The organism is Lysinibacillus sp. FSL P4-0201 (assembly GCF_038593425.1).
Classification (GTDB): domain Bacteria; phylum Bacillota; class Bacilli; order Bacillales_A; family Planococcaceae; genus Lysinibacillus; species Lysinibacillus capsici.
The window spans coordinates 4,118,463-4,139,433 of record NZ_CP151995.1 but is presented as its reverse complement, the minus strand read 5'-3'; the positions used below and the strand labels follow the sequence as shown (position 1 = coordinate 4,139,433).

Annotated in this window: 23 protein-coding genes and 1 riboswitch; of the genes, 15 read left to right on the top strand and 8 right to left on the bottom strand. The window is 36.6% G+C overall.

Annotation, left to right across the window (positions count from 1 at the left end; genetic code table 11):
* Positions 1 to 47 precede the first annotated feature (47 nt).
* Positions 48 to 2,255 carry a YcdB/YcdC domain-containing protein gene (locus tag MKY76_RS20865; protein WP_342557109.1) on the top strand — a complete coding sequence of 736 codons (2,208 nt, stop codon included), beginning with the start codon at positions 48 to 50 and terminating at the stop codon, positions 2,253 to 2,255.
* A gap of 105 nt (positions 2,256 to 2,360) precedes the next feature.
* On the top strand, positions 2,361 to 2,825 hold the full coding sequence (locus MKY76_RS20860; RefSeq protein ID WP_048394947.1) for a YusW family protein: 465 nt from the start codon (positions 2,361 to 2,363) through the stop codon (positions 2,823 to 2,825).
* Positions 2,826 to 2,872: 47 nt separating this feature from the next.
* Here the strand turns inward: MKY76_RS20860 and MKY76_RS20855 are convergent, their stop codons facing one another.
* Complete coding sequence (locus tag MKY76_RS20855) at positions 2,873 to 4,867, bottom strand: catalase (protein WP_342557108.1); 1,995 nt, start codon at positions 4,865 to 4,867, stop codon at positions 2,873 to 2,875.
* Between the two features lie 152 nt (positions 4,868 to 5,019).
* Between MKY76_RS20855 and MKY76_RS20850 the strand changes: the two genes are divergently transcribed.
* The 6 genes from MKY76_RS20850 (at position 5,020) to MKY76_RS20825 (ending at position 10,332) form a co-directional block, all read left to right on the top strand.
* Positions 5,020 to 5,454 carry a MarR family transcriptional regulator gene (locus tag MKY76_RS20850; RefSeq protein ID WP_004224400.1) on the top strand — a complete coding sequence of 145 codons (435 nt, stop codon included), beginning with the start codon at positions 5,020 to 5,022 and terminating at the stop codon, positions 5,452 to 5,454.
* A 50-nt stretch (positions 5,455 to 5,504) separates the two neighbouring features.
* The gene (locus MKY76_RS20845; protein ID WP_103118879.1) at positions 5,505 to 6,488 is read left to right on the top strand and encodes a ring-cleaving dioxygenase; all 984 of its coding nucleotides are present in this window, start codon (positions 5,505 to 5,507) and stop codon (positions 6,486 to 6,488) included.
* A gap of 70 nt (positions 6,489 to 6,558) precedes the next feature.
* The gene (locus MKY76_RS20840) at positions 6,559 to 7,176 is read left to right on the top strand and encodes a nitroreductase family protein (protein ID WP_004224402.1); all 618 of its coding nucleotides are present in this window, start codon (positions 6,559 to 6,561) and stop codon (positions 7,174 to 7,176) included.
* Between the two features lie 63 nt (positions 7,177 to 7,239).
* On the top strand, positions 7,240 to 7,782 hold the full coding sequence (locus MKY76_RS20835; RefSeq protein WP_048394950.1) for an NADPH-dependent FMN reductase: 543 nt from the start codon (positions 7,240 to 7,242) through the stop codon (positions 7,780 to 7,782).
* 476 nt (positions 7,783 to 8,258) lie between these two features.
* Positions 8,259 to 9,653, top strand: a complete 1,395-nt coding sequence (locus MKY76_RS20830; protein ID WP_175400776.1) for an ATP-binding protein — start codon at positions 8,259 to 8,261, stop codon at positions 9,651 to 9,653.
* Positions 9,631 to 10,332, top strand: a complete 702-nt coding sequence (locus MKY76_RS20825) for a response regulator transcription factor (RefSeq protein WP_054548876.1) — start codon at positions 9,631 to 9,633, stop codon at positions 10,330 to 10,332. The genes MKY76_RS20830 and MKY76_RS20825 overlap by 23 nt, the downstream gene beginning before the upstream one ends.
* A gap of 41 nt (positions 10,333 to 10,373) precedes the next feature.
* On the opposite strand, the gene MKY76_RS20820 is transcribed toward MKY76_RS20825, so the two are convergent.
* Entirely contained in the window at positions 10,374 to 10,943 is a 570-nt protein-coding gene (locus tag MKY76_RS20820; protein WP_054548875.1) for a YdhK family protein, read from the bottom strand.
* A 103-nt stretch (positions 10,944 to 11,046) separates the two neighbouring features.
* On the bottom strand, positions 11,047 to 11,643 hold the full coding sequence (locus MKY76_RS20815) for a biotin transporter BioY (RefSeq protein WP_048394956.1): 597 nt from the start codon (positions 11,641 to 11,643) through the stop codon (positions 11,047 to 11,049).
* 153 nt (positions 11,644 to 11,796) lie between these two features.
* A riboswitch (cobalamin riboswitch) is annotated at positions 11,797 to 11,984 on the top strand.
* 145 nt (positions 11,985 to 12,129) lie between these two features.
* Between MKY76_RS20815 and MKY76_RS20810 the strand changes: the two genes are divergently transcribed.
* Genes MKY76_RS20810 through dapF form a run of 3 tightly spaced genes read left to right on the top strand, consistent with a single transcriptional unit; the run spans position 12,130 to position 14,883 of the window.
* A complete protein-coding gene (locus tag MKY76_RS20810) occupies positions 12,130 to 13,176 on the top strand; it encodes an iron chelate uptake ABC transporter family permease subunit (protein WP_048394957.1) in 1,047 nt (348 codons plus the stop codon).
* Positions 13,177 to 13,181: 5 nt separating this feature from the next.
* Positions 13,182 to 13,973, top strand: coding sequence for a heme ABC transporter ATP-binding protein (locus MKY76_RS20805; RefSeq protein ID WP_131522345.1), 792 nt, complete (start codon positions 13,182 to 13,184; stop codon positions 13,971 to 13,973).
* 52 nt (positions 13,974 to 14,025) lie between these two features.
* Positions 14,026 to 14,883, top strand: a complete 858-nt coding sequence (gene dapF / locus MKY76_RS20800) for a diaminopimelate epimerase (protein ID WP_054548872.1) — start codon at positions 14,026 to 14,028, stop codon at positions 14,881 to 14,883.
* An 89-nt stretch (positions 14,884 to 14,972) separates the two neighbouring features.
* Here the strand turns inward: dapF and MKY76_RS20795 are convergent, their stop codons facing one another.
* From MKY76_RS20795 to MKY76_RS20785, 3 genes are all read right to left on the bottom strand, one after another.
* Positions 14,973 to 15,287 (bottom strand): SMR family transporter, encoded by a 315-nt coding sequence (locus MKY76_RS20795; RefSeq protein ID WP_054548871.1) that lies wholly within the window; start codon positions 15,285 to 15,287, stop codon positions 14,973 to 14,975.
* Positions 15,287 to 15,640 carry an SMR family transporter gene (locus tag MKY76_RS20790; RefSeq protein WP_054548870.1) on the bottom strand — a complete coding sequence of 118 codons (354 nt, stop codon included), beginning with the start codon at positions 15,638 to 15,640 and terminating at the stop codon, positions 15,287 to 15,289. Before MKY76_RS20790 ends, MKY76_RS20795 begins: the two co-directional genes overlap by 1 nt.
* Positions 15,641 to 15,714: 74 nt before the next feature.
* Entirely contained in the window at positions 15,715 to 16,293 is a 579-nt protein-coding gene (locus MKY76_RS20785; RefSeq protein WP_342557107.1) for a TetR family transcriptional regulator, read from the bottom strand.
* Between the two features lie 181 nt (positions 16,294 to 16,474).
* Between MKY76_RS20785 and MKY76_RS20780 the strand changes: the two genes are divergently transcribed.
* The 4 genes from MKY76_RS20780 to MKY76_RS20765 all read left to right on the top strand — a co-directional run bounded on the left by MKY76_RS20780 (position 16,475) and on the right by MKY76_RS20765 (position 20,076).
* On the top strand, positions 16,475 to 16,645 hold the full coding sequence (locus tag MKY76_RS20780; RefSeq protein WP_175400775.1) for a hypothetical protein: 171 nt from the start codon (positions 16,475 to 16,477) through the stop codon (positions 16,643 to 16,645).
* Positions 16,646 to 16,717: 72 nt separating this feature from the next.
* On the top strand, positions 16,718 to 17,884 hold the full coding sequence (locus MKY76_RS20775; RefSeq protein WP_054548868.1) for an endonuclease Q family protein: 1,167 nt from the start codon (positions 16,718 to 16,720) through the stop codon (positions 17,882 to 17,884).
* Positions 17,885 to 17,993: 109 nt separating this feature from the next.
* Complete coding sequence (locus MKY76_RS20770; RefSeq protein ID WP_054548867.1) at positions 17,994 to 19,619, top strand: S-layer homology domain-containing protein; 1,626 nt, start codon at positions 17,994 to 17,996, stop codon at positions 19,617 to 19,619.
* A gap of 88 nt (positions 19,620 to 19,707) precedes the next feature.
* Entirely contained in the window at positions 19,708 to 20,076 is a 369-nt protein-coding gene (locus tag MKY76_RS20765) for an ion channel (protein WP_048394973.1), read from the top strand.
* 49 nt (positions 20,077 to 20,125) lie between these two features.
* Here MKY76_RS20765 and MKY76_RS20760 read toward each other — a convergent pair whose 3' ends face one another.
* Both MKY76_RS20760 and MKY76_RS20755 read right to left on the bottom strand, forming a co-directional pair.
* On the bottom strand, positions 20,126 to 20,413 hold the full coding sequence (locus tag MKY76_RS20760; RefSeq protein ID WP_054548866.1) for a DUF2653 family protein: 288 nt from the start codon (positions 20,411 to 20,413) through the stop codon (positions 20,126 to 20,128).
* On the bottom strand, positions 20,401 to 20,862 hold the full coding sequence (locus MKY76_RS20755) for a hypothetical protein (RefSeq protein WP_048394976.1): 462 nt from the start codon (positions 20,860 to 20,862) through the stop codon (positions 20,401 to 20,403). Before MKY76_RS20755 ends, MKY76_RS20760 begins: the two co-directional genes overlap by 13 nt.
* Positions 20,863 to 20,971: the final 109 nt, after the last annotated feature.

The following is a 20,971-nucleotide window of genomic DNA, read 5'->3' as shown; positions in this document are numbered from 1 at the left end:
GGTAAATATATTATAATTATGGTAAATAGTATTTTAGGAGGTATATTTTGGGTAAATTTAAAAAGTTAGGTATTATTTTAACCACTACTGCATTTTCTGTTGGTATTCTAGCACCCGTTTCACAAGCTTCTGCAAATGTGAAAGAACCTTCAGAGCGTATTGCAATACAGTTGGCTGCCTCAGAGACGAAAGTGACAAAAGGTATGCTAATTAACAAATTACGTGCACTATTCCCTGAAGAGTTCAAATTTGTAGCTGATAATGAGTTTAATTCTGGAGGCGGTCATTTCTTTAGAGATGATACAACGGTCCGTTATGATTTAAACTTCCATAAAACGGTAAATGGTAAAGATGTATATGGTGGTTTTACATTTAAAGGTGAAGATTTAGAGTTAGAACATTTCTATTATCAGCCAGCTAATATCGCTGAAGCAGTATATCCCGCAAAATATTCAGAGACTGAAGCAAAAAAAATTGCAGATGACTTCCTAAGAAAATTTGCGAAAATAGAGAACTATAAACTCCGTGAAGATGGCTTCGGTTATTACAATGTCATTAATCGTCCATTATCACAACCAATTACCTACTCATTTGTTTATTCACCAACCTATAATGGAGTGCTTATTGGCGATCAAAGTATCACTATAGATGTTCTTGCTAATGGTCAAATAACAGGAATGTATAAAAATACAGAATCAATTGGTAAAGCAACCTTTGATAACTCAAACCAGAAAAAAAATGAGGAAGAAATTGTTGCACAAGTACGTGATAACTTAGCAGTTGAACTTCGTTATTACGTTGACTATTTTAGCGATCAACGTAATGTGAAGCTTGTCTATATGCCAGCAACAGGATTTAATGGTGTACATGCTTTAACAGGTCAATGGCAAACAACGAATGGCTTCTCTACACAAGTTCCTAAGACGAAAAGCGCTGAGAAAATATCCTCACAGCAATTACCACCAAGAAAAAGCGGTATGACAGTAGCAGAAGTTGAGGAATTCGCTAAAAATTTATTAAAAGTTGATGAAGACAAGGCAAAGCTCACTATTGATATGGTTGACGAAAGAGAAAATGACAATGGTGAAACGGTTTATACAGTAAATTACATGTATATGTACAATAATGGCGGGTCTGGTACCTCTTTAGAAATTAATAAGGCAACAGGCGATATCGTGCAGTATCACGATATTATGAGAGATTTTATCAACACTGACAAAACAACTACCCTCTCTAAGGATGCGGCATTAGCAAAGGCTGTTGAATACTTAAAGCAATGGGCTCCATCCTATTTACATGAGTATTCGATGCCAATTGATGATCCTGTACATGATGATTATAGTAAAGATTATTACTTCTCCTTCCCACGCATCGTAAACGGAATTGCGGTTGTTGGAGATGAAATAAACGTAGGTATTGGCTCTGATGGATCATTACGTTCATTGAATGTTAATAAACAAAAGATTAATAACTGGCCTTCTCTTAGTCAAGTAATCTCTGCTGATAAAGCAAAAGAAGCATATAGTAAGGCCCTTACATTACAACTACAATATGTAAAGCAGGATACTGAAGGTAAACAACATTATGATCTAGTCTATGCTCCAACTTACAACGGTAGCTTAGTTAATCAAATTGATGCAATTACTGGTGAATGGTTGTATGAGGTAGATGGCTCAAAAGAAAAGCAATCTATTTCACACCCAACAGCAGCCAATGAATTAAATTATCTTCTACATCAAAATGTATTAGAGATAAAAGATATAGCAAACTTTAATGCTGATGCTGCTGTGACAAAGGGAGAAGCATTAAAGATTCTACTAAAATCTTTAACATATGGCCATTTTGGTAGTGGCGATGGTGAAAAGCAAACCTTCAGCAATATCGATAAAAACCATCCATTATATGGAGTGGTTGAACAAGCTGTAAGAATGGGAATTTTACAGCCAGCAAACCAATTCGCTTTGGATGAAACATTGACTCGTCAAGAGCTAGCAGTATGGGCTGTTAAAGCAATGCAATTGGAGAATGTTGCAAAGTATAAGGATATTTACAAATTAAACTTTGCGGATGCAGCTTCTATTGATCCAGCGTATACAGGCTATATAGCAATAGCAAATGGGATGGGGCTGATTGATACACAGCAAAATAACTTTAATGCTACCAAGAGTGTGTCATATGCCGATTTGGCTGTGTCAACAGTTCGTTTAGCAAAAGCTATTCAAGAAAATAAAGTGGATCGTAACTTCTATTATTAAGTCGCATTCCATGAAAAGGGTATCTCCTTATTTGTAGGAGATGCCCTTTTTAGGTTAGTTTGTAGAAGAATGGGGAAATAATATGTAAAGAAAGGAGTGAATAAATTGAAATTGAAATTTATTTTAGTGATTTCTTTAATGACTGTTATTCTTTACGGCTGTAATAAGGATGAGGTAAAAGATGTGCCTGCAAATGCTCCAGCAGATCAGAATGCTACTCAACAGACGGGTGAGACGCCAACTGACCAAGTGACATTTAATTTTTTAGAGTTTTCTTTAGATGTTGATTACTCTGCAACGGAGTCTTATGAGGTAGAATATGAGGATAAAAAAACAGGAATAGAAGCAAAATTAGAAGATGATCGAAAAAATGAAAAACTGCAGGGCGATGAAGCTTATACTAAATTAGAGCCGTTATTTAAGCAGTTGAATTTTGATTCTACAACATCTAATGATGAAGTGATTGATCAAGTAATCAAAGTATTCAATATTGAAGATAACTATCAATCCATTGAAGTGGATGTCGAATTTGTAGACGGCAATGAAAAGGAATTTAAACGAATTAAATAATAAAAACAAGCCAGCTAGCTGATTTAATCAGTTAGCTGGCTTTACATTCATTTACATTCTCGTACCCAATGTCGATGTTTAGCAAGGGCATGAACAAAAGATTTTGGATCGGTTGCAACCCCATGTTTATTGGCTATATGCTGTAAAAATAAAACATTTTCCGTATAACCTATTGTTTTACAGTGCTGATAGGCTTGTTCAATAAACTGTTCTGCTTTTGCTTGTTCATAGGAATTCTGAAAGGCTCCTGTAACATAAACCCCATCATAAAGAACTGAGGAGGTAGTAGCAAATGTTTCGTGAATTTCATAACCGCTTACTATGCCTTGTTTATTACTTACTAGTTCAACTACGATATCTTCACTTAAAAATGTAGCAATAAGTTCATTTAATTTTTCACTACTATTTTCTGTAACAATTACAGCTACTTTATTAGATTTGACACTTTCCTTTGCATTGATTACTTGGCTAACAGCAGGAGAAGTTTGTTGAATATGTGGTACTTCCACTTCTACAGGTGGAACTATACCAATACGCTCAGCGATAGCTGAAGCAAGTGAGTAACTGACATGAGCATACATGTCTACAACTTGTTTTCGAATCGCTTTATTTTTTACTTTGCCAAGTTCAAAGCTAAAGGCATCGATAATATGCTTTTTCTCAATATCTGTCATACTAAGCCAGAATAATCTTGCTTGAGAAAAATGGTCTTTGAAGCTCTCACTACGTGCACGTACTTTATGCCCTTCAACTTTTTCTTCATAATGCTTATATCCACCATCTGCTTCAGAAACAGGATGTGGTGTATTATTGGCTAAGGAATTTTTATGGTAGCTAACTTGTCCCACATTAATGGTTTGTCGGCCATAGCCATCTCGTTGGTTATTATGAAATGGACAAATTGGTTTATTAATAGGAAGCTCATGGAAATTAGGTCCTCCCAGTCGTATTAACTGTGTATCGGTGTAGGAGAATAAACGACCTTGTAATAAAGGATCATTTGAAAAATCAATGCCAGGCACAACATGCCCGACATGGAATGCGGCTTGTTCCGTTTCTGCAAAAAAATTATCCACATTTTTATTCAAGGTCATTTTCCCAAGAATGCGTACTGGAATTTCTTCTTCAGGCCATATTTTCGTGGCTTCAAGAATATCGAAGCTAAATTTGAATTCATCTTCAACGGGAATAAGTTGCACACCAAGCTCCCACTCTGGGAAATACCCACGTTCAATGGATTCCCATAAATCTCTGCGGTGAAAATCGGGATCTTTTCCAGCAATAATTTGTGCTTCATCCCATACTAATGATTTTACCCCAAGTACAGGTTTCCAATGAAATTTAACAAAGTGGGCTTTTCCTTCGGCATTAATAAAGCGATAAGTATTAACTCCGAAGCCCTCCATCATTCGATAGCTTCGTGGAATCGATCTATCTGACATATGCCACATAACCATATGAGCAGACTCCTGATTATTTGCAATGAAATCCCAAAAAGTATCATGGGCACTTTGTGCTTGTGGTATTTCGTTATTTGGTTCGGGCTTTACAGCGTGTACAAAATCGGGGAATTTAATAGCATCTTGAATAAAAAATACTGGTATGTTATTTCCAACTAAATCATAATTGCCCTCTTGTGTATAAAACTTAGTAGCAAAGCCGCGTGCATCACGAACAGTATCTGCAGAGCCTTTAGACCCGGCAACGGTAGAGAAGCGGACAAAAACAGGGGTTTTAGTGCCTTTTCCATTTAAAAATTGAGCCTTTGTAATATCACTTGCGCATTCATATGTTTCAAAAATTCCATGAGCGGCTGAGCCACGTGCGTGTACTACTCGTTCAGGAATTCGTTCATGGTCAAAGTGAGTCATTTTTTCACGGAAATGAAAATCCTCTAGTAAAGTGGGTCCTCGCTCACCTGCTTTTAGTGAATGTTCATCTTCCGATATTTTTAATCCTTGATTGGTTGTGAGAGGTTGATCTTTATCACTTACTCGGAATGCTTCTAGCTGTTGTTGTTTTTGATTGACATCTTTTTTCATTTAGAATCCTCCTTTATAAGTTACAACTACCTTCTACCCGAACGAAAAGATGGCAAACATAAAGAAACAAATTGTTTGCTGTTTAAAAATGTATATGTTATTATTATCTCGAATTAGAGATAATTAAATTCGAAGTAAAAAGAGGGAGTCGTATGAAGCAAAACAATCGTAACTTAAAAGCATTTACGGTCTTGTTCCGAGCATATCAAACGATTCAAGATGCAACTAGAAGAGATTTACTTCAATTCGATTTAAATCAAACTGAATTTTCGGTTCTTGAATTTTTGTATCACCATGGTGAACAACCAGTTCAAATGATTGGTAAAAAAATATTAATTGCAAGCAGTAGTATTACTTATGTGATTGATAAGCTCGAGCAAAAGGGCTATGTGTACCGTAAGGCATGTCCAAGAGATCGTCGTGTTACGTACGTATTACTAACGCTTGAGGGACAGGTTTTGATGGAGGAAATATTCCCTAAGCATGAACAGAAAATAAATGAGATATTTGAAGTATTGGAAGCCCAGGAGCTGGACAACATGATTTTATCACTTAAAAAAGTTGGCAAGAACGCCACTAACCAATAAAAAAATTTAAATATATATCTCGATATCGAGATATATAGGAGGAGCATACTATGAATCATTTAAAAGGTGTACACCATGTAACGGCTATCACAAGTAGTGCTGAAGAAAATTATAAATTCTTTACCTATGTTTTAGGAATGCGCTTAATAAAGAAAACAGTGAATCAGGATGACATTCAAACATACCATTTATTCTTTGCAGATGACAAGGGTAGTGCGGGTACAGATATGACGTTCTTTGATTTCCCTAATATCCCAAAAGGTGTACATGGTACAAATGAAATTTCAAAGACTTCTTTCCGTGTACCAACGGATGCTGCTTTAGATTATTGGATAAAGCGCTTTGACCGTTTAAATGTGAAGCATACAGGTATGAAAGAACAGTTTGGTAAAAAAACACTATCTTTCGTAGATTTTGATGATCAGCACTATCAGTTAATTTCTGATGAGCACAATACAGGTGTGGCGGCAGGTACGCCTTGGCAGGATGGCCCCATCCCACTTGAGTATGCCATTACAGGTTTAGGACCAGTATTTGTCCGTGTCGCTAATTTTAAATACTTTAAGGATGTTTTAGAAAAGGTAATGCTCTTTACAGAGATTGCAGAAGAAGAGGACTTCCATTTATTTGAAGTAGGCGAGGGAGGAAATGGCGCCCAGATTATTGTCGAGCACAACACAGTGTTACCCGTTGCTCGTCAAGGTTTTGGGACTGTTCACCATGCTGCCTTTCGTGTAGAGGATCGTTCGGTATTAGATGAATGGACTGCACGTTTCGAAAGTTTTGGTTTCCACACTTCTGGCTATGTAAATCGTCATTTCTTTGAATCATTGTATGCACGAGTAGCTCCGCAGATTTTATTTGAATTGGCTACAGATGGTCCAGGATTTATGGGCGATGAGCCATATGAAACATTAGGAGAAAAACTGTCATTACCACCATTTTTAGAACCAAAACGTGAACAGATTGAAAGTATTGTTCGTCCGATTGACACTGTAAGAAGTTCCATTATGTTCGATAAAGAATATGAGTAACACAATTTCATCCAGTTGGGAAAGCAAAGCCCCACTGGATGTATACATAACTGTATTGGGGGATAAAAAAATGGAATTTTCCAAGCTGATTGATAAGCGTCGCTCTGCTAATAATTTTATCAAGGACGTTAAAATGACTGAAGAAGATATACGCCCTATTTTGGAGGATGTTAAGCTTGCCCCTTCAGCATTTAACTTACAGCATGCTAATTATATTGTTGTGCTGGATGAGGATATGAAAGAAAAGGTGAGAGAGGCAGCATATGGTCAATATAAAGTACATTCAGCTTCAGGTGTAATTCTTGTACTAGGTGACAAGGAAGCATATAAAAATACTGCTGAGTTAAGTCAGGGCATGGTGGATTTAGGCATAATTACAGCGGGTGAACTAGAGGATATTGTAGCAGAGAATACAAGATTTTATGAGGATCGCGGTGAAGGATTCATGAAAGATGAAGCCATTCGTAATGCTTCTCTGTCTGCAATGTTATTCATGCTAGCTGCGAAAAATCGTGGTTGGGACACTTGCCCAATGATTGGCTTTGATAATCAGAAAATGCGTGAGCTTTTCAATGTGCCAGAAACACATGAAATAGCCTTAATGATTACTATTGGGAAAGAAAAAGAAAGCAGTCGTCGATTACGTGGGTATCGCAAGCCAGTTGAAGAATTTGCCATTTATTATTGAAATGGTATAAAATACAATAGCTATACAAATACTATGAATAATGTACATTTAGGAGGAAACATCATGAAAGTAGTAGCAATCGTAGGTAGTATCCGTAAAGAATCTTATAATATGCAATTAGCTCAATTTATTCAAAAACGTTATACAGAAAAGTTAGATCTTGAAGTATTAAGCTTAAAGGACCTACCAATGTATAATCAAGATATTGAAAATGAGGCTCCACAAGCAGTTCTTGATTTTAAAGCAAAAGTAAAAGCTGCAGACGCTGTACTTTGGGTTACACCTGAATATAATGGTACAGTTCCTGGGGTTATGGTAAATGCTATTGATTGGCTATCTCGTGTAGATAAAGTAATGATTGGCAAACCATCTATCATTATGGGTGCATCAATGGGGAACTTAGGTACTGTAAAAGCACAATTACATTTACGTGATATTTTATTCTCTCCAGGCATTAACTCACCATTACTTAGCGGTAATGACGTTTATATTGGTGCTGTTCACACTAAATTTGATGAAGAAGGCAATTTAACTGATGAAGGTACAGTGAAATTCCTTGACGTAGTTATTGATAATTTCTTAAGTTGGGCAAAAAAATACGTTTAATTAAAATATAACCCATAAGTATACAATATACTTATGGGTTATATTGTTGAAAAAAAGAGGATGTCACTAGCAAAAAAAGCTCTTTTGTTAAGGCGAATGGTTGATTTCGGTTCCGCTAGCGTCCGATGCCGCTTCCCTCAATTCCGTTCGCTCTAGGGTCTACTCTGTGAAGCTAGCTCCTCTCCAATCAACCATACATCAAGAGATTATTTTTCATATTAGCAGTAACGGATAAAATAGCCCATTAGAGAAAGGATAGGCACTTGGAGAAGTGATTAGTTACCCATAAAATCTTTGCTAAGATGGTAATTCTTGTGAAACAGCAAGCCTTTTTCATACAAATTCTAATGAATGTTCAATAGTATGACCCATAGGTATACAATATACTTATGGGCATTTTTTGTTTGGCTACTTCTGCATGAAATCTTCACACTTTCAAGATATACTTTTAAGAAATTCTAAAATGGTGGTTACGGATGAGAAAATTATCATTAAAGCTGGGCATTATCTTCTTCATCACATTGTTTTGTATTGAAACCTTTATGATGTTTTTTTTGCATGTTTCCCTGACGAATTCTAGAGTGGAAGAGGAACTAGAGCGTTTACAAGCGAGAGGAAATTCACATCGTACTATATTAGAACAGAACTTCAATAATGAAACACTAGCACATGTCGTTCTTATGGAATCAGAAGCAAGTACAGATGTCGTGGTGACTGACCATTTCGGGACAATCCTTGCATCCTCACAGCCACATCAAGAAATCAGTGATCTGATTCGTGAAATAGAGGGGGAAATACCTTATGAAGGAAGGGTTTTACAAGACAATTGGCAAGAAGTTAAAGCAATTGCGACTATAAGCCCTATTCAAAATCAGCAAGGAACGATTGGCTATGTATTTATGTTTCAAAATACCGATTCCATCCATGCATTAATGAAACGGCTGAATAAGCATTTTCTCATCGTGGGTATTGTATCTGGTCTAGTCAGTATTGCAGTCATTGTTGTTCTATCTCGTAAGCTGGCTAAGCCACTTATTCAAATGAAAGAGGCTACATTGAAAATGAGTAAGGGTGATTTTACAGTTGCTCTTTCTACGAATGGAAAAGATGAGCTTGGGGATTTATCAAATGCTATCCAGCTTTTATCCAATGATTTAAATCATCTAAGGCAAGAGCGTAAGGAGTTTTTATCGAGTATTGCACATGAGCTTCGTACACCGCTAACTTTTATTAAAGGCTATACAGACATTCTTGCTAAACGGGATTTAACAGGGCAAGATCGTCAAAAGTATTTAGCTATTATAATAGAAGAAACAAATAGACTTTCTAGATTAATCAAAGATTTATTTGATTTAGCGAAAATGGATGAAAACTCATTTGTAATTGAAAAACATTGCTTACATTTAGAGCCGTTTTTTACAAGCATTGAAGAAAAATTAAGTCCCGCTTTTCAAGATAAAGGTATCTATTTAGTTGTACGTTGTGATAATGGCTTAACACTATGTGCAGATGAAGCAAGACTTGAGCAAATTCTGATTAATCTATTAAATAATGCATTAATCTATTGTGCACCAGGAGATATGACTACAGTCACTGTAAAACAAGACAGTGGAATTTTAAGCATCATCGTTGAAGACACAGGGAAAGGAATTCCAAAGAAGGATTTACCGTATATTTTTGATCGGTTTTATCGAGTGGAAAAATCACGTAGTCGTGCTTTAGGTGGATCTGGACTTGGGCTTGCTATTGTCAAGGAGCTAGTACAAGCACATGGGGGAGAAATAAAGGTTAGAAGTGAAATAAATAAAGGGACTACTTTTGAATTATCATTTAAAGGAGTAGAAATGAATGAAAACGATTTTATGCATTGATGATGAACCAAGAATGTTAGATTTATTAACCCTTTATTTGGAACCACTATTTAATTGTAGAGCAATGTCTTCTATACAAGAGGCATTGGATTTTTTAGAAGAAGAGCATGTGGATTTAGTTCTTTTGGATATAATGATGCCAGAGATGGATGGGTGGCAGGTTTGCCAGGAAATTAGGAAGTTTTGGGATGTTCCTATCATTATGCTTACTGCAAAAGGAGAACACGCTGATATTGTAAAAGGTTTAAATCTTGGTGCTGATGACTACGTTTTAAAGCCTTTTGATGAGGAAGAATTGTTAGCACGCATACATGCTGTATTAAGAAGAACGATATCTGAAGAAAAAGTGATTAACTTTGAAGGGCTTTGTTTAGATAGAGAGTCCTTTGAAGTATATTTTCAGCATAAGGCAATTCCATTAACACCAAAGGAATTTGCCATGCTCGCCCTATTTTTAGATTATCAAAATAGAGCATTTTCTAGAGAACACCTTATACATGCCGTTTGGGGATATGATGTAACGATTGAAGATCGTACCATTGATTCACATGTACGTAATTTACGAGAAAAATTAAGAAAAAGTGGTTTTCCGGCGGATGATTACTTGCAAACCGTTTGGGGCATCGGCTATAAATGGCATAAGTCTGCAAAGAGAAAGCAAATGGAACATAAAAGCTAGAAATTAACCTCTACCAGAATTGAAGGTAGAGGTTATTTCTATTATTTTGGACTAAGCTCTTCTTCTGTTACCCATTTATGATTTGTTACAGCTTCACCACTTGTAGTGGAAGTATAATCAACCATATATACAGTTGTTTGCACAGCCTCGTCAATAAGGACAGTCGCATTTTCCATACCTTCCATATGTGTTGCGTCCGTTTTTACTTCTGTTCCAGGAGCCAGTGGTGCTTCTTGTGGGTCAATTAATTCTTCATGAATTACCCACTTATGCTTTTCTATTCGCTTTCCACCAGTTGTAGGCTCATAGGAAATAACATAGGCAGTTGTAGTATAGGCACCTACTATTGTTGCTTCGGCCCCTTTCATACCTTCCATATGTCCATCTGTAATAATGGCTGTGCTTCCTATAGGAAATTTCGGATTTTCAGCTTTTTTTAACGTTACTGGTACTTCGCCAGAACTTGAATGGTTCATTGTAGAATGATCCATTTCTTCAGCAGCTTCATTAGAAGTGGACGCAGGATTTGTTTGATCCTCTGTACAAGCCGATAAACTAATTAGAGCGACTACTGATAATAGTCCGACTGACCATCTTTTATTGAATTTCATATGATATCCTCCTCACTATGTGCTCCTAATGTAGCAAATAAATGTGCAGAAACGATGGATATAACCTATGAAAAACATTTCTTTAGTCTGGCGGGGAGATATGCTATTGAATAGGCATGATCTTCAATGTTTTTTGTAATCTATGGGCGAAGATACCAGCAAAAATAGCTAAAATAATATCTTTTGGTAGTGGAGGAATCATCCAAAGCCAAGCGAGCTTATATGAAAAATTCTCTGGCGCACTTGCCCATAGCTTATAGGCAAAAAACATCCAATTTGTTCCTATCAAATAATTTATAGCCGTTGCTACCAAAGCAGCTACGATAAAACTTTTCTTTGTTCCGCTTCGTTCTACGATTAACCCCGCAACAAATGCCGCAAATATAAAAGTAATAATAAACCCAAAGGTAGGGCTTAAAATTTGGCCAATTCCACCCCCGAAACGAGCAAAGACAGGAGCTCCTGCCAATCCTACGCACATATAAATTGTGCAGGCAAGCGCACCTTTTCTACTACCAAGAATAAGCCCTGCTAAAATTGCAAAGAAGGTTTGAAGCGTAATGGGTACACCACCAACTACCATAAAAGGTGCAAAGGAAGTGATATTAGCACCCACCATCATTAACGTTGTAAATAATCCAATGTAGGTAATGTCAACAGTTCTTAACTTATGGTGACTATGTTGTGTAACAGTTGCCATGATTTCACCTCGTTTTATAAGTTATTACTGCTAGTGTAAAAAACGAATGTATTTGTGTCAACCTTATTATTTATATAAGTTAACTCAATTGCTGAATTAAATTGAAGTAGACTATCTATCTATAAAAATGTATGATAGAACCGTCACAATTTTATAACTTCAAATACTATTGGTGTGACATTTTGAATGTCACTTAAAAGGGAAGTCGGTGGAAGTCCGACGCTGTCCCGCAACTGTAACGAGGAATCCTATAATATGATTTGCCACTGTTTAAGAATGGGAAGGCAATTATAGGATAGTGAATCGAAGCCAGGAGACCTGCCATTTAGTAATACCTGTAATGCCCACGAGGATGCAAGCAATTACGGACAATAGCTGGATATTTTTCTGACTTTGTTTAATCTTGGGTATTTCTATGCGCATTTTCGCATGGGATACCTTTTTTTATTGCTTCATTCATCAATATTCAGTAGGAGTTTAAAACAGATGAATAAAAAATTTATGTTATTTTCCTTCGTACTTTTCATGGTATTAATTGTTTCAATGACCTTTGCTGTAATGGTTGGCTCAGTTTCAGTTACACCGTTATATGTATGGAAAGTTATTCTTTCTAAAATTCCTTTTATACAAAATTCGATCGAGCAAGATTGGAGTCGCTCTCAGGAAATCATCATCTGGCAAATAAGAGCACCTCGTGTTTTGCTAGCTGCGATAGTAGGAGCGGGGTTAGCTATTGCAGGGGCAGCCATTCAGGCACTAGTACGTAATTCTATTGCAGACCCGTATATTCTAGGGATTTCTTCAGGGGCAGCTGTCGGAGCTACTTCTGTGATTATTTTAGGAGCCTTTTCATTTTTAGGTATTTACGCTCTTTCAGTATCCGCATTCCTTGGTTCATTACTTGCCATTGCACTTGTCTTTTTCTTATCACGTGTTGGGGGACGTGTCTCTATTTTCCGCTTGCTATTGGCAGGCATGGCTGTGTCCTTTATCTTAACGGCTATCTCTAACTTTATTTTAATGATGTCAAAGCAAGAAGGGGCCTTAAAGGCTGTTATGTTTTGGATGCTAGGTAGTTTAGCTGGAGCCAAATGGAATAATATTGTGATTCCAGCTTTCGTATTTTTTATTGTATTTGGGCTACTGTGGCTACACTATCGCAATTTAAATTTATTATTACTAGGAGAAGAGGCGGCAGTGACATTAGGCGTTAATCTTCAGCAATTCCGCATTCAGTTAATACTACTAGTATCTCTATTAACAGGTGTGCTTGTCGCAGTTAGTGGTTCTATAGGATTTGTGGGTTTGATTATTCCCCATATTGTGCGTTTAATTGTGGGCTCAAACTATAAATACGTAATACCTATCAGTGCTTTAATAGGTGGAATATTCTTAGTGTGGGCAGATGCCTTTGCTCGAATTATTATTGCTCCTCAGGAAATGCCAATTGGTATTATTACAGCTTTTTGTGGAGGACCATTTTTCATTTGGCTTCTCCGTCGTAACAACTATTCTTTCGGTGAAGGAGATTAACTTCCATGACATTAGAAGCGAAACAAGTATCATTCTCCATTTACGATCAGCGTATACTGCATGATGTAAGCATTCAAATAAAAGAAAAGCAATTTGTTGGATTAATTGGTCCTAATGGGAGCGGAAAATCAACATTGTTAAAAAATATGTATCGTCTCCTAAAACCTGAAAGTGGATCGGTAGTATTAAATGAGCAAGATATATTAAAGCAATCAAGTAAAGCAATTGCGAAAAATTTGGCTGTTGTAAGCCAAGAGACACCCGTATTATTTGATTTCACTGTGCATGATTTAGTCAGTATGGGAAGAACCCCACATAAAAAGCTGTTAGAGCTTGATCAAGAGAAAGATTTTCAAATTGTTAAAGAGGCTCTTAGACAAACGGGCATATCGCATTTAGAGAAACGAAGCTTTAGTTCGCTTTCTGGTGGCGAGAAAAAACGTGTCATGGTTGCAAGGGCACTCGCTCAACAAGCACAGATATTAATATTAGATGAGCCGACGAATCATTTAGATATTCAACATCAACTTCAACTTATGGATTTAATTCAGACTTTGCATTTAACCGTAGTAGCAGCTTTACATGATTTGAATATTGCTGCTATGTATTGCGATCAAATTTACGTTTTACAGCAAGGGCGAATAGTTTGTCATGGTACACCAGAGGAAGTACTTACGCCAACAGTGCTGCAAGATGTATTTGGTGTTTTTGCGGATATTCAAATACATCCAATGACAGGGAAGCCGTATCTTACATATGTTCCTGAACAGTTCACGAAGGGGTTTAGCCAAATATAGAAAAGTTTCATCTTCTATTAGATACATAAAACATCCTTTAAGGAGTGACTGTATGCAAATAGCCTTTACGAAAATGCATGGTATTGGCAACAGCTATATCTATCTTGATCTTTTCCAACATGATTACAAGGAAGATATCTTTTGTGAATTGGCTCAAAAAATGGCCAATGTCCATACTGGTATTGGCTCAGATGGATTGATTATTATCCAACCCTCTAAAATTGCTGACTGTGGTATGCGTGTATTTAATAAAGATGGATCTGAGGGGACAAATTGTGGTAACGGTCTTCGCTGTGTTGCTAAGTATATTTTTGAACGTCATATTGTACGACAAGAGCTAATTACGATTGAAACGAAATCCGGGATTATGCTGGCACAGGTAGTGGTGCAAGACAATCGTGTAATAGAAGTGATTGTCGATATGGGCAAACCTCTCTTATTGCGCAAAGACATTCCGATGTTAGGAAACCCAAATGAGCTTGTCATCAATGAGATATTTCCTTTACCCCAACAATCTCTTTTGGTAACAGCTTTGTTTTTGGGCAATCCGAATACTGTAGTTTTTGTGAATGCGATCGAGCAAGTACCATTAGGAACATTAGGCGGTATTATAGCAAACGATATGAGATTTCCTTATCGCTGCAATGTTGAGTTTGTAGAGGTTGTTCATGAGAAGGCATTAAAATGCTGCGTTTGGGAACGAGGTTCGGGTATAACAGAGGCATGTGGGACAGGTGCTTGTGCAGCGGTAGTGGCTGCTATATTAAATGGTTTTTGTCAGAAGGGAGAAGAGATAGTAGTCCAACTTAGTGGCGGTGACTTAGTCATTCGATGGGCTGACAATGACCATATCTGGATGCGTGGTCCTGCAGAATTTATTGCGGAAGGTATTTATGAATTTTTATCTTAATTACTCCCATCCTTCTTCGTTATGCCATTTTAAATAAATGAATACAGGACGCCTCCGATTTAAGGGTGACGTCCTATATTGTAAAGCCATTAAGATACTGCTTTTAAGCCTGCTACACCTATGATAATTGCTATGATACTGATAATACGTGATAGATTTTTGGATTCGCCAAAGAAAATGATATTTACGAGTACAGCTCCAACAGTACCAATTCCTACCCAAACAACATAGGCAATACTTAACTGCAAATAGTTGAAGGATGCATATAAAAGGGCAAAAGACACACCAAAACCACCAATATATAACATTAAGTTTCGTAATGTTTTATGCTGACTATAGAAGCGTAAGCCAACCACACCTATAATTTCAGACAATGCAGCTAAGATAATAAGTACCCAACCCATTATACATTCTCTCCTTTCGTTTGCACCTGCTCTTTAGAGGAATTATCCGCTAATTTTAGACCAATCACACCTAATAATAAAATAATCATGAACAGTCCTTTAATGGCATTAAATTCTCCTTCGAAAATGAAAATATCCATTAATGTGGTACCGATTGCACCTGCTCCGGCGAAAATAGCGTAGACTGTACCAGTAGGTAAGCTCTCACAAGCCTTCGATAAGAAATGAAAATCTATAGCAATGATTGTCACAATAATTATCCAATGCCACCATGAGCTTGCTACGTTAAAGCCAAATACCCAAAGCAATTCAAATAAACTTGTTAAAACGACGTACATCCATTCTTTTTTCATCAATAAAATCCTTTCTATTAGGTAATATAATGACTGACATTCAGTCATTTTCGAGGTAAAAGAGAACGTCACTTTTATGGGTGACGTAGGCCAAGTGCGTGAGATAGGAAGTCTATAAGCTCAAGCTTGAGCAATTTCATTGTTTCGTCCTTGCTATCATCAAATAAAAAAATTTGTTCAGCAGCAGATTCAATTAGACCAATCATCAGTTTAGCAGAACGTGTTGGGTCAATTGAATCACGTATCATTCCCTGTTGCTGGCCAGATAATAAGAAATGACTCATCCAGTCATAATAGGGTGCATATATATTTTCCCATTCTTTTAAATGCTCAGTTTGCGCAATACCTGCATAAATAAGTGCAACGATATCTCCATAATCTTTCGTGATTAAGAAAACCATTTCCACAACCTCTTCAAGTTGCTGTTCAAAGGGCTTATGACTTGAAATACCTTCATCTAAGGTAGCAATAATTCTTTCTACCATATTTTTTGCAATAGCAGGCATAACAGAAAGGCGTGATGGGAAATAAAGATAAAATGTTCCTTGAGCGATCCCAGCAGCTTTAACGATATCTGAAACTTTTGTTTTTTCTATACCTTTTTCTCGAAAAACCTCAATGGCAGCTTGAATAATTTTTTCTTCTTTTGACATGCAATCCCTCACTTTTGCCTTACTTAATTATTATGTTATAGAATAAGAAAAATAATGTCAATAAAAATGACTGATTATCAGTCATTTTTATTATCCAATGTTCGTTTGTAATTCCACAATTATGCGAAGGAGTATATTTTCTATATTTCGGGGAATTGTATAATTGAAAGGATTGATGACCATGAAAGAAATTAAGTTTGCACAATTAGACCCGCAGCAACTAGAAAAAATTAATGAGCTTGAAGAAAAGATTGGTGTAACATTAGTTGCCTATGATGCTTCCTCCACACCATCACACGGTTCCGGCGCTTTTGAGTCAAATAATAGCACTACTACAAATCATCCATCATAATGAAGTGAGAAATGCCTTGCAGTAATGTAAGGTATTTTCGTTTTATAGAATGTATTTAAAGGAGTGTTTGAATTGAATGAATTCTATGCTGATTTACATATTCATATTGGACGTACTTCTAGTGGAAGGGCAGTGAAAATTACTGGCAGTAAAACGTTAACATTAGCACGAATTTTAGAGACGGCTAGTGCAAGAAAGGGATTAGACATCATTGGGATCATTGACTGTCACTCACCTGAAGTAATCGAAGAAATGGTGAGGATGATTGAACACGGAGAACTGCAAGAACTTAAAGAAGGTGGTCTGCGATTTCAGGAAACAACTTTAATTCCCGGATCAGAGATCGAAATTTATGATCAACATTGTCAGGGTCCTATTCATGTGCTTGCTTACTTTCCTACACTAGAGCTCATGAAGCTGTTCTCAGAATGGATGTCACAACATATGAAGAATATCCATTTAAGTTCACAGCGTATTTATTGTGATGGTCAGACCTTGCAGCAAAAGGTACATGAATTGGGAGGTATTTTTATTCCTGCACATGTATTTACACCATTTAAAAGCTTGTTTGGCAAAGGGGTTCGTCGAAGTTTAACTGAAGTCTTTGATCCGCAGCTTATTGATGGTATTGAATTAGGTTTAAGCTCTGATACAAATATGGTAAGTCATATTAAAGAATTACAAGCATATACATTCGTTAGCAATTCTGATGCACATTCGCTTGGGAAATTAGCACGAGAGTATCAAAAGTTACGATTAGCAGAAGCGAATTTTACAGAATTAAAAATGGCCCTGCATGAGCAAGAGGGACGAGCGGTAATAGCCAATTATGGCCTAAACCCTTTGCTTGGCAAATATCATCAAACAGTTTGTGCAAAATGTAGTCAACAGCTAAGTAAAGAGGCTACCATTTGTACAAAATGTGGGAGTACTCAAATTATAAAGGGAGTAGCTACCCGTATACAGGAGCTATCTGAAGACTTTCCCAATAAACGAAATAGACCACCTTATATTCATCAGATACCACTTGATTTCATTCCAGGTATTGGTCCTAAAATGATGGAACGTTTAATCGAAGCATTTGGTACAGAAATGAATATTTTGCATCGTGTAACAATCGACCAGCTTGAACAAATTGTGCCACATAAACTAGCCCATTTAATCGATTTAGCGAGAAAGGGCCAATTAGCCATTGAAGTTGGTGGTGGTGGGATTTATGGAAAGATACAGGTTAATTAGATAAAAAATGAAATGTTTCAAAAAGATTGTTGTAATTTAACCTATTTTTATCGTTCCTCTAGTAAAATAGTGAAAATAACGACTATTTTATAAGTAGAGGAGAGAGTAAATGCGATTATCAAAGAAATTTCGTTTTTTAGCTTCAAGTGTATTGGCTTTGCAATTAGCTATACCTGTAGCAGCTAGTGCAGAAGAAGGACAGGGTGACCATATAGCACCAAGTTGGGTTGTACAAACCGATTATGTGGCACTTGGTGATTCATTAGCACATGGGATGAATGAAGTAGGTGTAATTGGATTAGGCTATACCGATTTTATTGCACAGGCATTACAGCAAGACGGCTTCCTTACTTCCTTTAATAAGGGCTTTGCTATGTCAGGCTACACAACTAAAAATGTTTTAGCTGATCTACAAAATGATGTTGCAAAAACAGTGACTGGTTTTGGCTATACAGACGAACAGGCAAAGTTACGGGCTTCTATTAAAGAAGCTGAAATCATCACATTAACAGCTGGGGCAAATGATCTATTGCCAATATTAAAAGAATCTCAAGCAACGGGAATTGACACTGTGGCTATCATAAAAGCTACTAAAGAAGCTGTATCGAACATTGCTACTATTCTATCTGAAATCAAAAAGATTAATCCACAAGCTGAAGTATATGTAATGGGCTATTATAATTCCTTCCCATACTATAGTGAGAACTTACAAAAACAATTTAATTTGTTATTAGCTACATTGAATGCAACAATTAAAACAACTACTGAAAAAGCGGGCGCTATTTTTGTTCCTACATATGATGTTGTTGCAAAGGATGTTGCCAACTATCTACCAAACCCTGAAAATATTCATTTAAGTGAAGCTGGTTATTTAGCAGTAGCAAATGAAGCATTTTTACCAATCATTAAAACAAGCTCTTTATGGGATGTCACGCAGGCTATTGGATTAGAGGTAAAAGATCGTACAACTGTTAAGGTTAGCTGGCAAGAAGCGACAGATAATGTAGGCGTAGCAAATTACCTTGTCTATGTGAATGGAAAATTAACTTCAACATTAAATGCTGACACTACTACAATTACGCTCAAAGATTTAATAGAAAATACAACCTACAATGTATCTATCAAAGCAATTGATGCTGCTGGTAATGAAAGTGTTCAAAATCCTACAGTAACTTTCACTACGAAAGGAACAGTTAGCTTTACAGATACACAGAATCATTGGGCAAAAGATTATATTCAAACAGCTGCAAATATAGGTATAATGAACGGCTATACTGATGGGACATTTAGACCTGAGAGTAGTGTAACACGTGCCCAAGCTGCAGCTATTCTTGTAAGAAGCCTTGGCTTAACTACAGAAGAAAAAGCACCATTTACTGATATCGAAAATTATGATGCAGCAACACAGGCAGAAATTGCGGCAGCATATGTACATGGTCTTATTAAAGGAACAGATGGGAAATTTAAGCCTGGACACCCTGTGACACGCGCTCAATTAGCTTTAATGATTCATCGCGCTTATGAACAGCAATCTAATCAGCCGTATATTGCAAAAGGCAATGTGCCATTTGTAGATGTCGCTTCATATAATGCAGAAACCAAACGTGCAATCACAATGCTGTATGAATTAGGAATCGTGACAGGGGATGGAGGGAAATTTTCACCTGAGGCTGTCACAACAAGAGGTCAAGCAGCTAAAATATTTACCAATCTTAGTCAGCTACTCATTCAATAATCATTAAAAGGTAGGGGGATTGTCTCCTCTACCTTTTGATGTTTTCGTAAAAAACGAAGTATAGTCTATCTAAATAAAGGAGAATGGGATGCTGTCATTTATATTATCTGCTAAAAGATTAGGAAAAGGACTGTGGAGGTCCTTTAAACGTCCACAGTTCCTATCATTATTTACTACACTATTTTTAATCATTCTATCAGGAACTCTATTCTACAAGGGGACAGAAGGATGGTACTGGTTGGATGCCATGTATTTTGCTGTAGTGAGCTTAATTCCAACTGGAGTCGAAACAGGACTATATCCAACAACGGCTTATTCTAAAGTATTTACAATGATTTATTTAATTGTTGGTACAGGAGTAATGTTTATCATGTTATTAATGCTGGGACGCTCTATCGTAGATTTTTCTCTGAATGAAGAAGAAAAAGAAGAGGTTAAAAAACGTTTGAAAAAGTAAAATAGCAGTACAATGAATTTTTTGGACGATTCATTGTACTGCTATTTTTTTATGATAGTTTGGCAATAATGCCTTCTTCGTCATCTAAAACTAATTCAATCCCTGTCGAGAATGGATCACCGTGTAGAACATCCTTGATCCAAACACGTAAGGCACCAATCATGGCTGCTGTATTAAGCACCTCGATTTGACCGTTGACTTCGACCTCTGCACCAAAACCTACATCATCCTCGTAAGTTAATTCAACAAGAACATCCTCAGGGCGAATGTTTTGATAGTAGGCTTGAGATAAACAAATAGCATTAATAATATCTTGTTCGTTGATTATTTGTGCCATTGTGCTTCCTCTTTGCGCTTTTTATCTTTAAACATATTTATTATCTTCACAACAAGCATCACAATAACAACAATTGCTGCCACATTAATAAGTAAACCTAAAATATTCCCCAGTATACCCATACCACTAAATAGACTACCGAATAATAATCCAGCAAGTCCGCCAAGCATTAATCCTTTCATCAGACCACCTGAGAAAAAACCACCTTTTTTAGTAGTATCTGCTTTATTAGTAGATGTTGAGTTGTTTTTATTTGTTGTTGCATTGTTTTGATCTTTAGTAGTATCCGACTTTTGGATATTCGAGCTATTATTATTGTTAGAGAAGCCCTTTTTACCCGATTTATAGGATTTAGCTTCTGCCGTTGGTGTATCAGAAATAAATAATGTTGCACCAACAGTCGAAAATATCAGTGTCGCTGCAAAAAGAGCGGCAAGAATTTTTTTCATTACATACATTCCTCCAATATAATTTTTAATTTAATCATAAACTAGTTCTTATATAGTAATATTACATGAACTATATTAAAAAATAAAACAAACGCTTTCAAAAATTAAG

Excerpts from the sequence above, each read along its gene's own strand:
- MKY76_RS20830 (WP_175400776.1), top strand. The coding sequence starts at position 8,259 with ATGAGAAAATTATCATTAAAGCTGGGCATTATCTTCTTCATCACATTG.
- MKY76_RS20760 (WP_054548866.1), bottom strand. The coding sequence starts at position 20,413 with ATGGCACAAATAATCAACGAACAAGATATTATTAATGCTATTTGTTTA.
- MKY76_RS20785 (WP_342557107.1), bottom strand. The coding sequence starts at position 16,293 with ATGTCAAAAGAAGAAAAAATTATTCAAGCTGCCATTGAGGTTTTTCGA.
- MKY76_RS20850 (WP_004224400.1), top strand. The coding sequence starts at position 5,020 with ATGAAGCAAAACAATCGTAACTTAAAAGCATTTACGGTCTTGTTCCGA.
- MKY76_RS20855 (WP_342557108.1), bottom strand. The coding sequence starts at position 4,867 with ATGAAAAAAGATGTCAATCAAAAACAACAACAGCTAGAAGCATTCCGA.
- MKY76_RS20835 (WP_048394950.1), top strand. The coding sequence starts at position 7,240 with ATGAAAGTAGTAGCAATCGTAGGTAGTATCCGTAAAGAATCTTATAAT.
- MKY76_RS20840 (WP_004224402.1), top strand. The coding sequence starts at position 6,559 with ATGGAATTTTCCAAGCTGATTGATAAGCGTCGCTCTGCTAATAATTTT.
- MKY76_RS20805 (WP_131522345.1), top strand. The coding sequence starts at position 13,182 with ATGACATTAGAAGCGAAACAAGTATCATTCTCCATTTACGATCAGCGT.
- MKY76_RS20810 (WP_048394957.1), top strand. The coding sequence starts at position 12,130 with ATGAATAAAAAATTTATGTTATTTTCCTTCGTACTTTTCATGGTATTA.
- MKY76_RS20765 (WP_048394973.1), top strand. The coding sequence starts at position 19,708 with ATGCTGTCATTTATATTATCTGCTAAAAGATTAGGAAAAGGACTGTGG.
- MKY76_RS20770 (WP_054548867.1), top strand. The coding sequence starts at position 17,994 with ATGCGATTATCAAAGAAATTTCGTTTTTTAGCTTCAAGTGTATTGGCT.
- MKY76_RS20780 (WP_175400775.1), top strand. The coding sequence starts at position 16,475 with ATGAAAGAAATTAAGTTTGCACAATTAGACCCGCAGCAACTAGAAAAA.
- dapF (WP_054548872.1), top strand. The coding sequence starts at position 14,026 with ATGCAAATAGCCTTTACGAAAATGCATGGTATTGGCAACAGCTATATC.
- MKY76_RS20815 (WP_048394956.1), bottom strand. The coding sequence starts at position 11,643 with ATGGCAACTGTTACACAACATAGTCACCATAAGTTAAGAACTGTTGAC.
- MKY76_RS20820 (WP_054548875.1), bottom strand. The coding sequence starts at position 10,943 with ATGAAATTCAATAAAAGATGGTCAGTCGGACTATTATCAGTAGTCGCT.
- MKY76_RS20825 (WP_054548876.1), top strand. The coding sequence starts at position 9,631 with ATGAAAACGATTTTATGCATTGATGATGAACCAAGAATGTTAGATTTA.
- MKY76_RS20790 (WP_054548870.1), bottom strand. The coding sequence starts at position 15,640 with ATGAAAAAAGAATGGATGTACGTCGTTTTAACAAGTTTATTTGAATTG.
- MKY76_RS20795 (WP_054548871.1), bottom strand. The coding sequence starts at position 15,287 with ATGGGTTGGGTACTTATTATCTTAGCTGCATTGTCTGAAATTATAGGT.
- MKY76_RS20755 (WP_048394976.1), bottom strand. The coding sequence starts at position 20,862 with ATGAAAAAAATTCTTGCCGCTCTTTTTGCAGCGACACTGATATTTTCG.
- MKY76_RS20845 (WP_103118879.1), top strand. The coding sequence starts at position 5,505 with ATGAATCATTTAAAAGGTGTACACCATGTAACGGCTATCACAAGTAGT.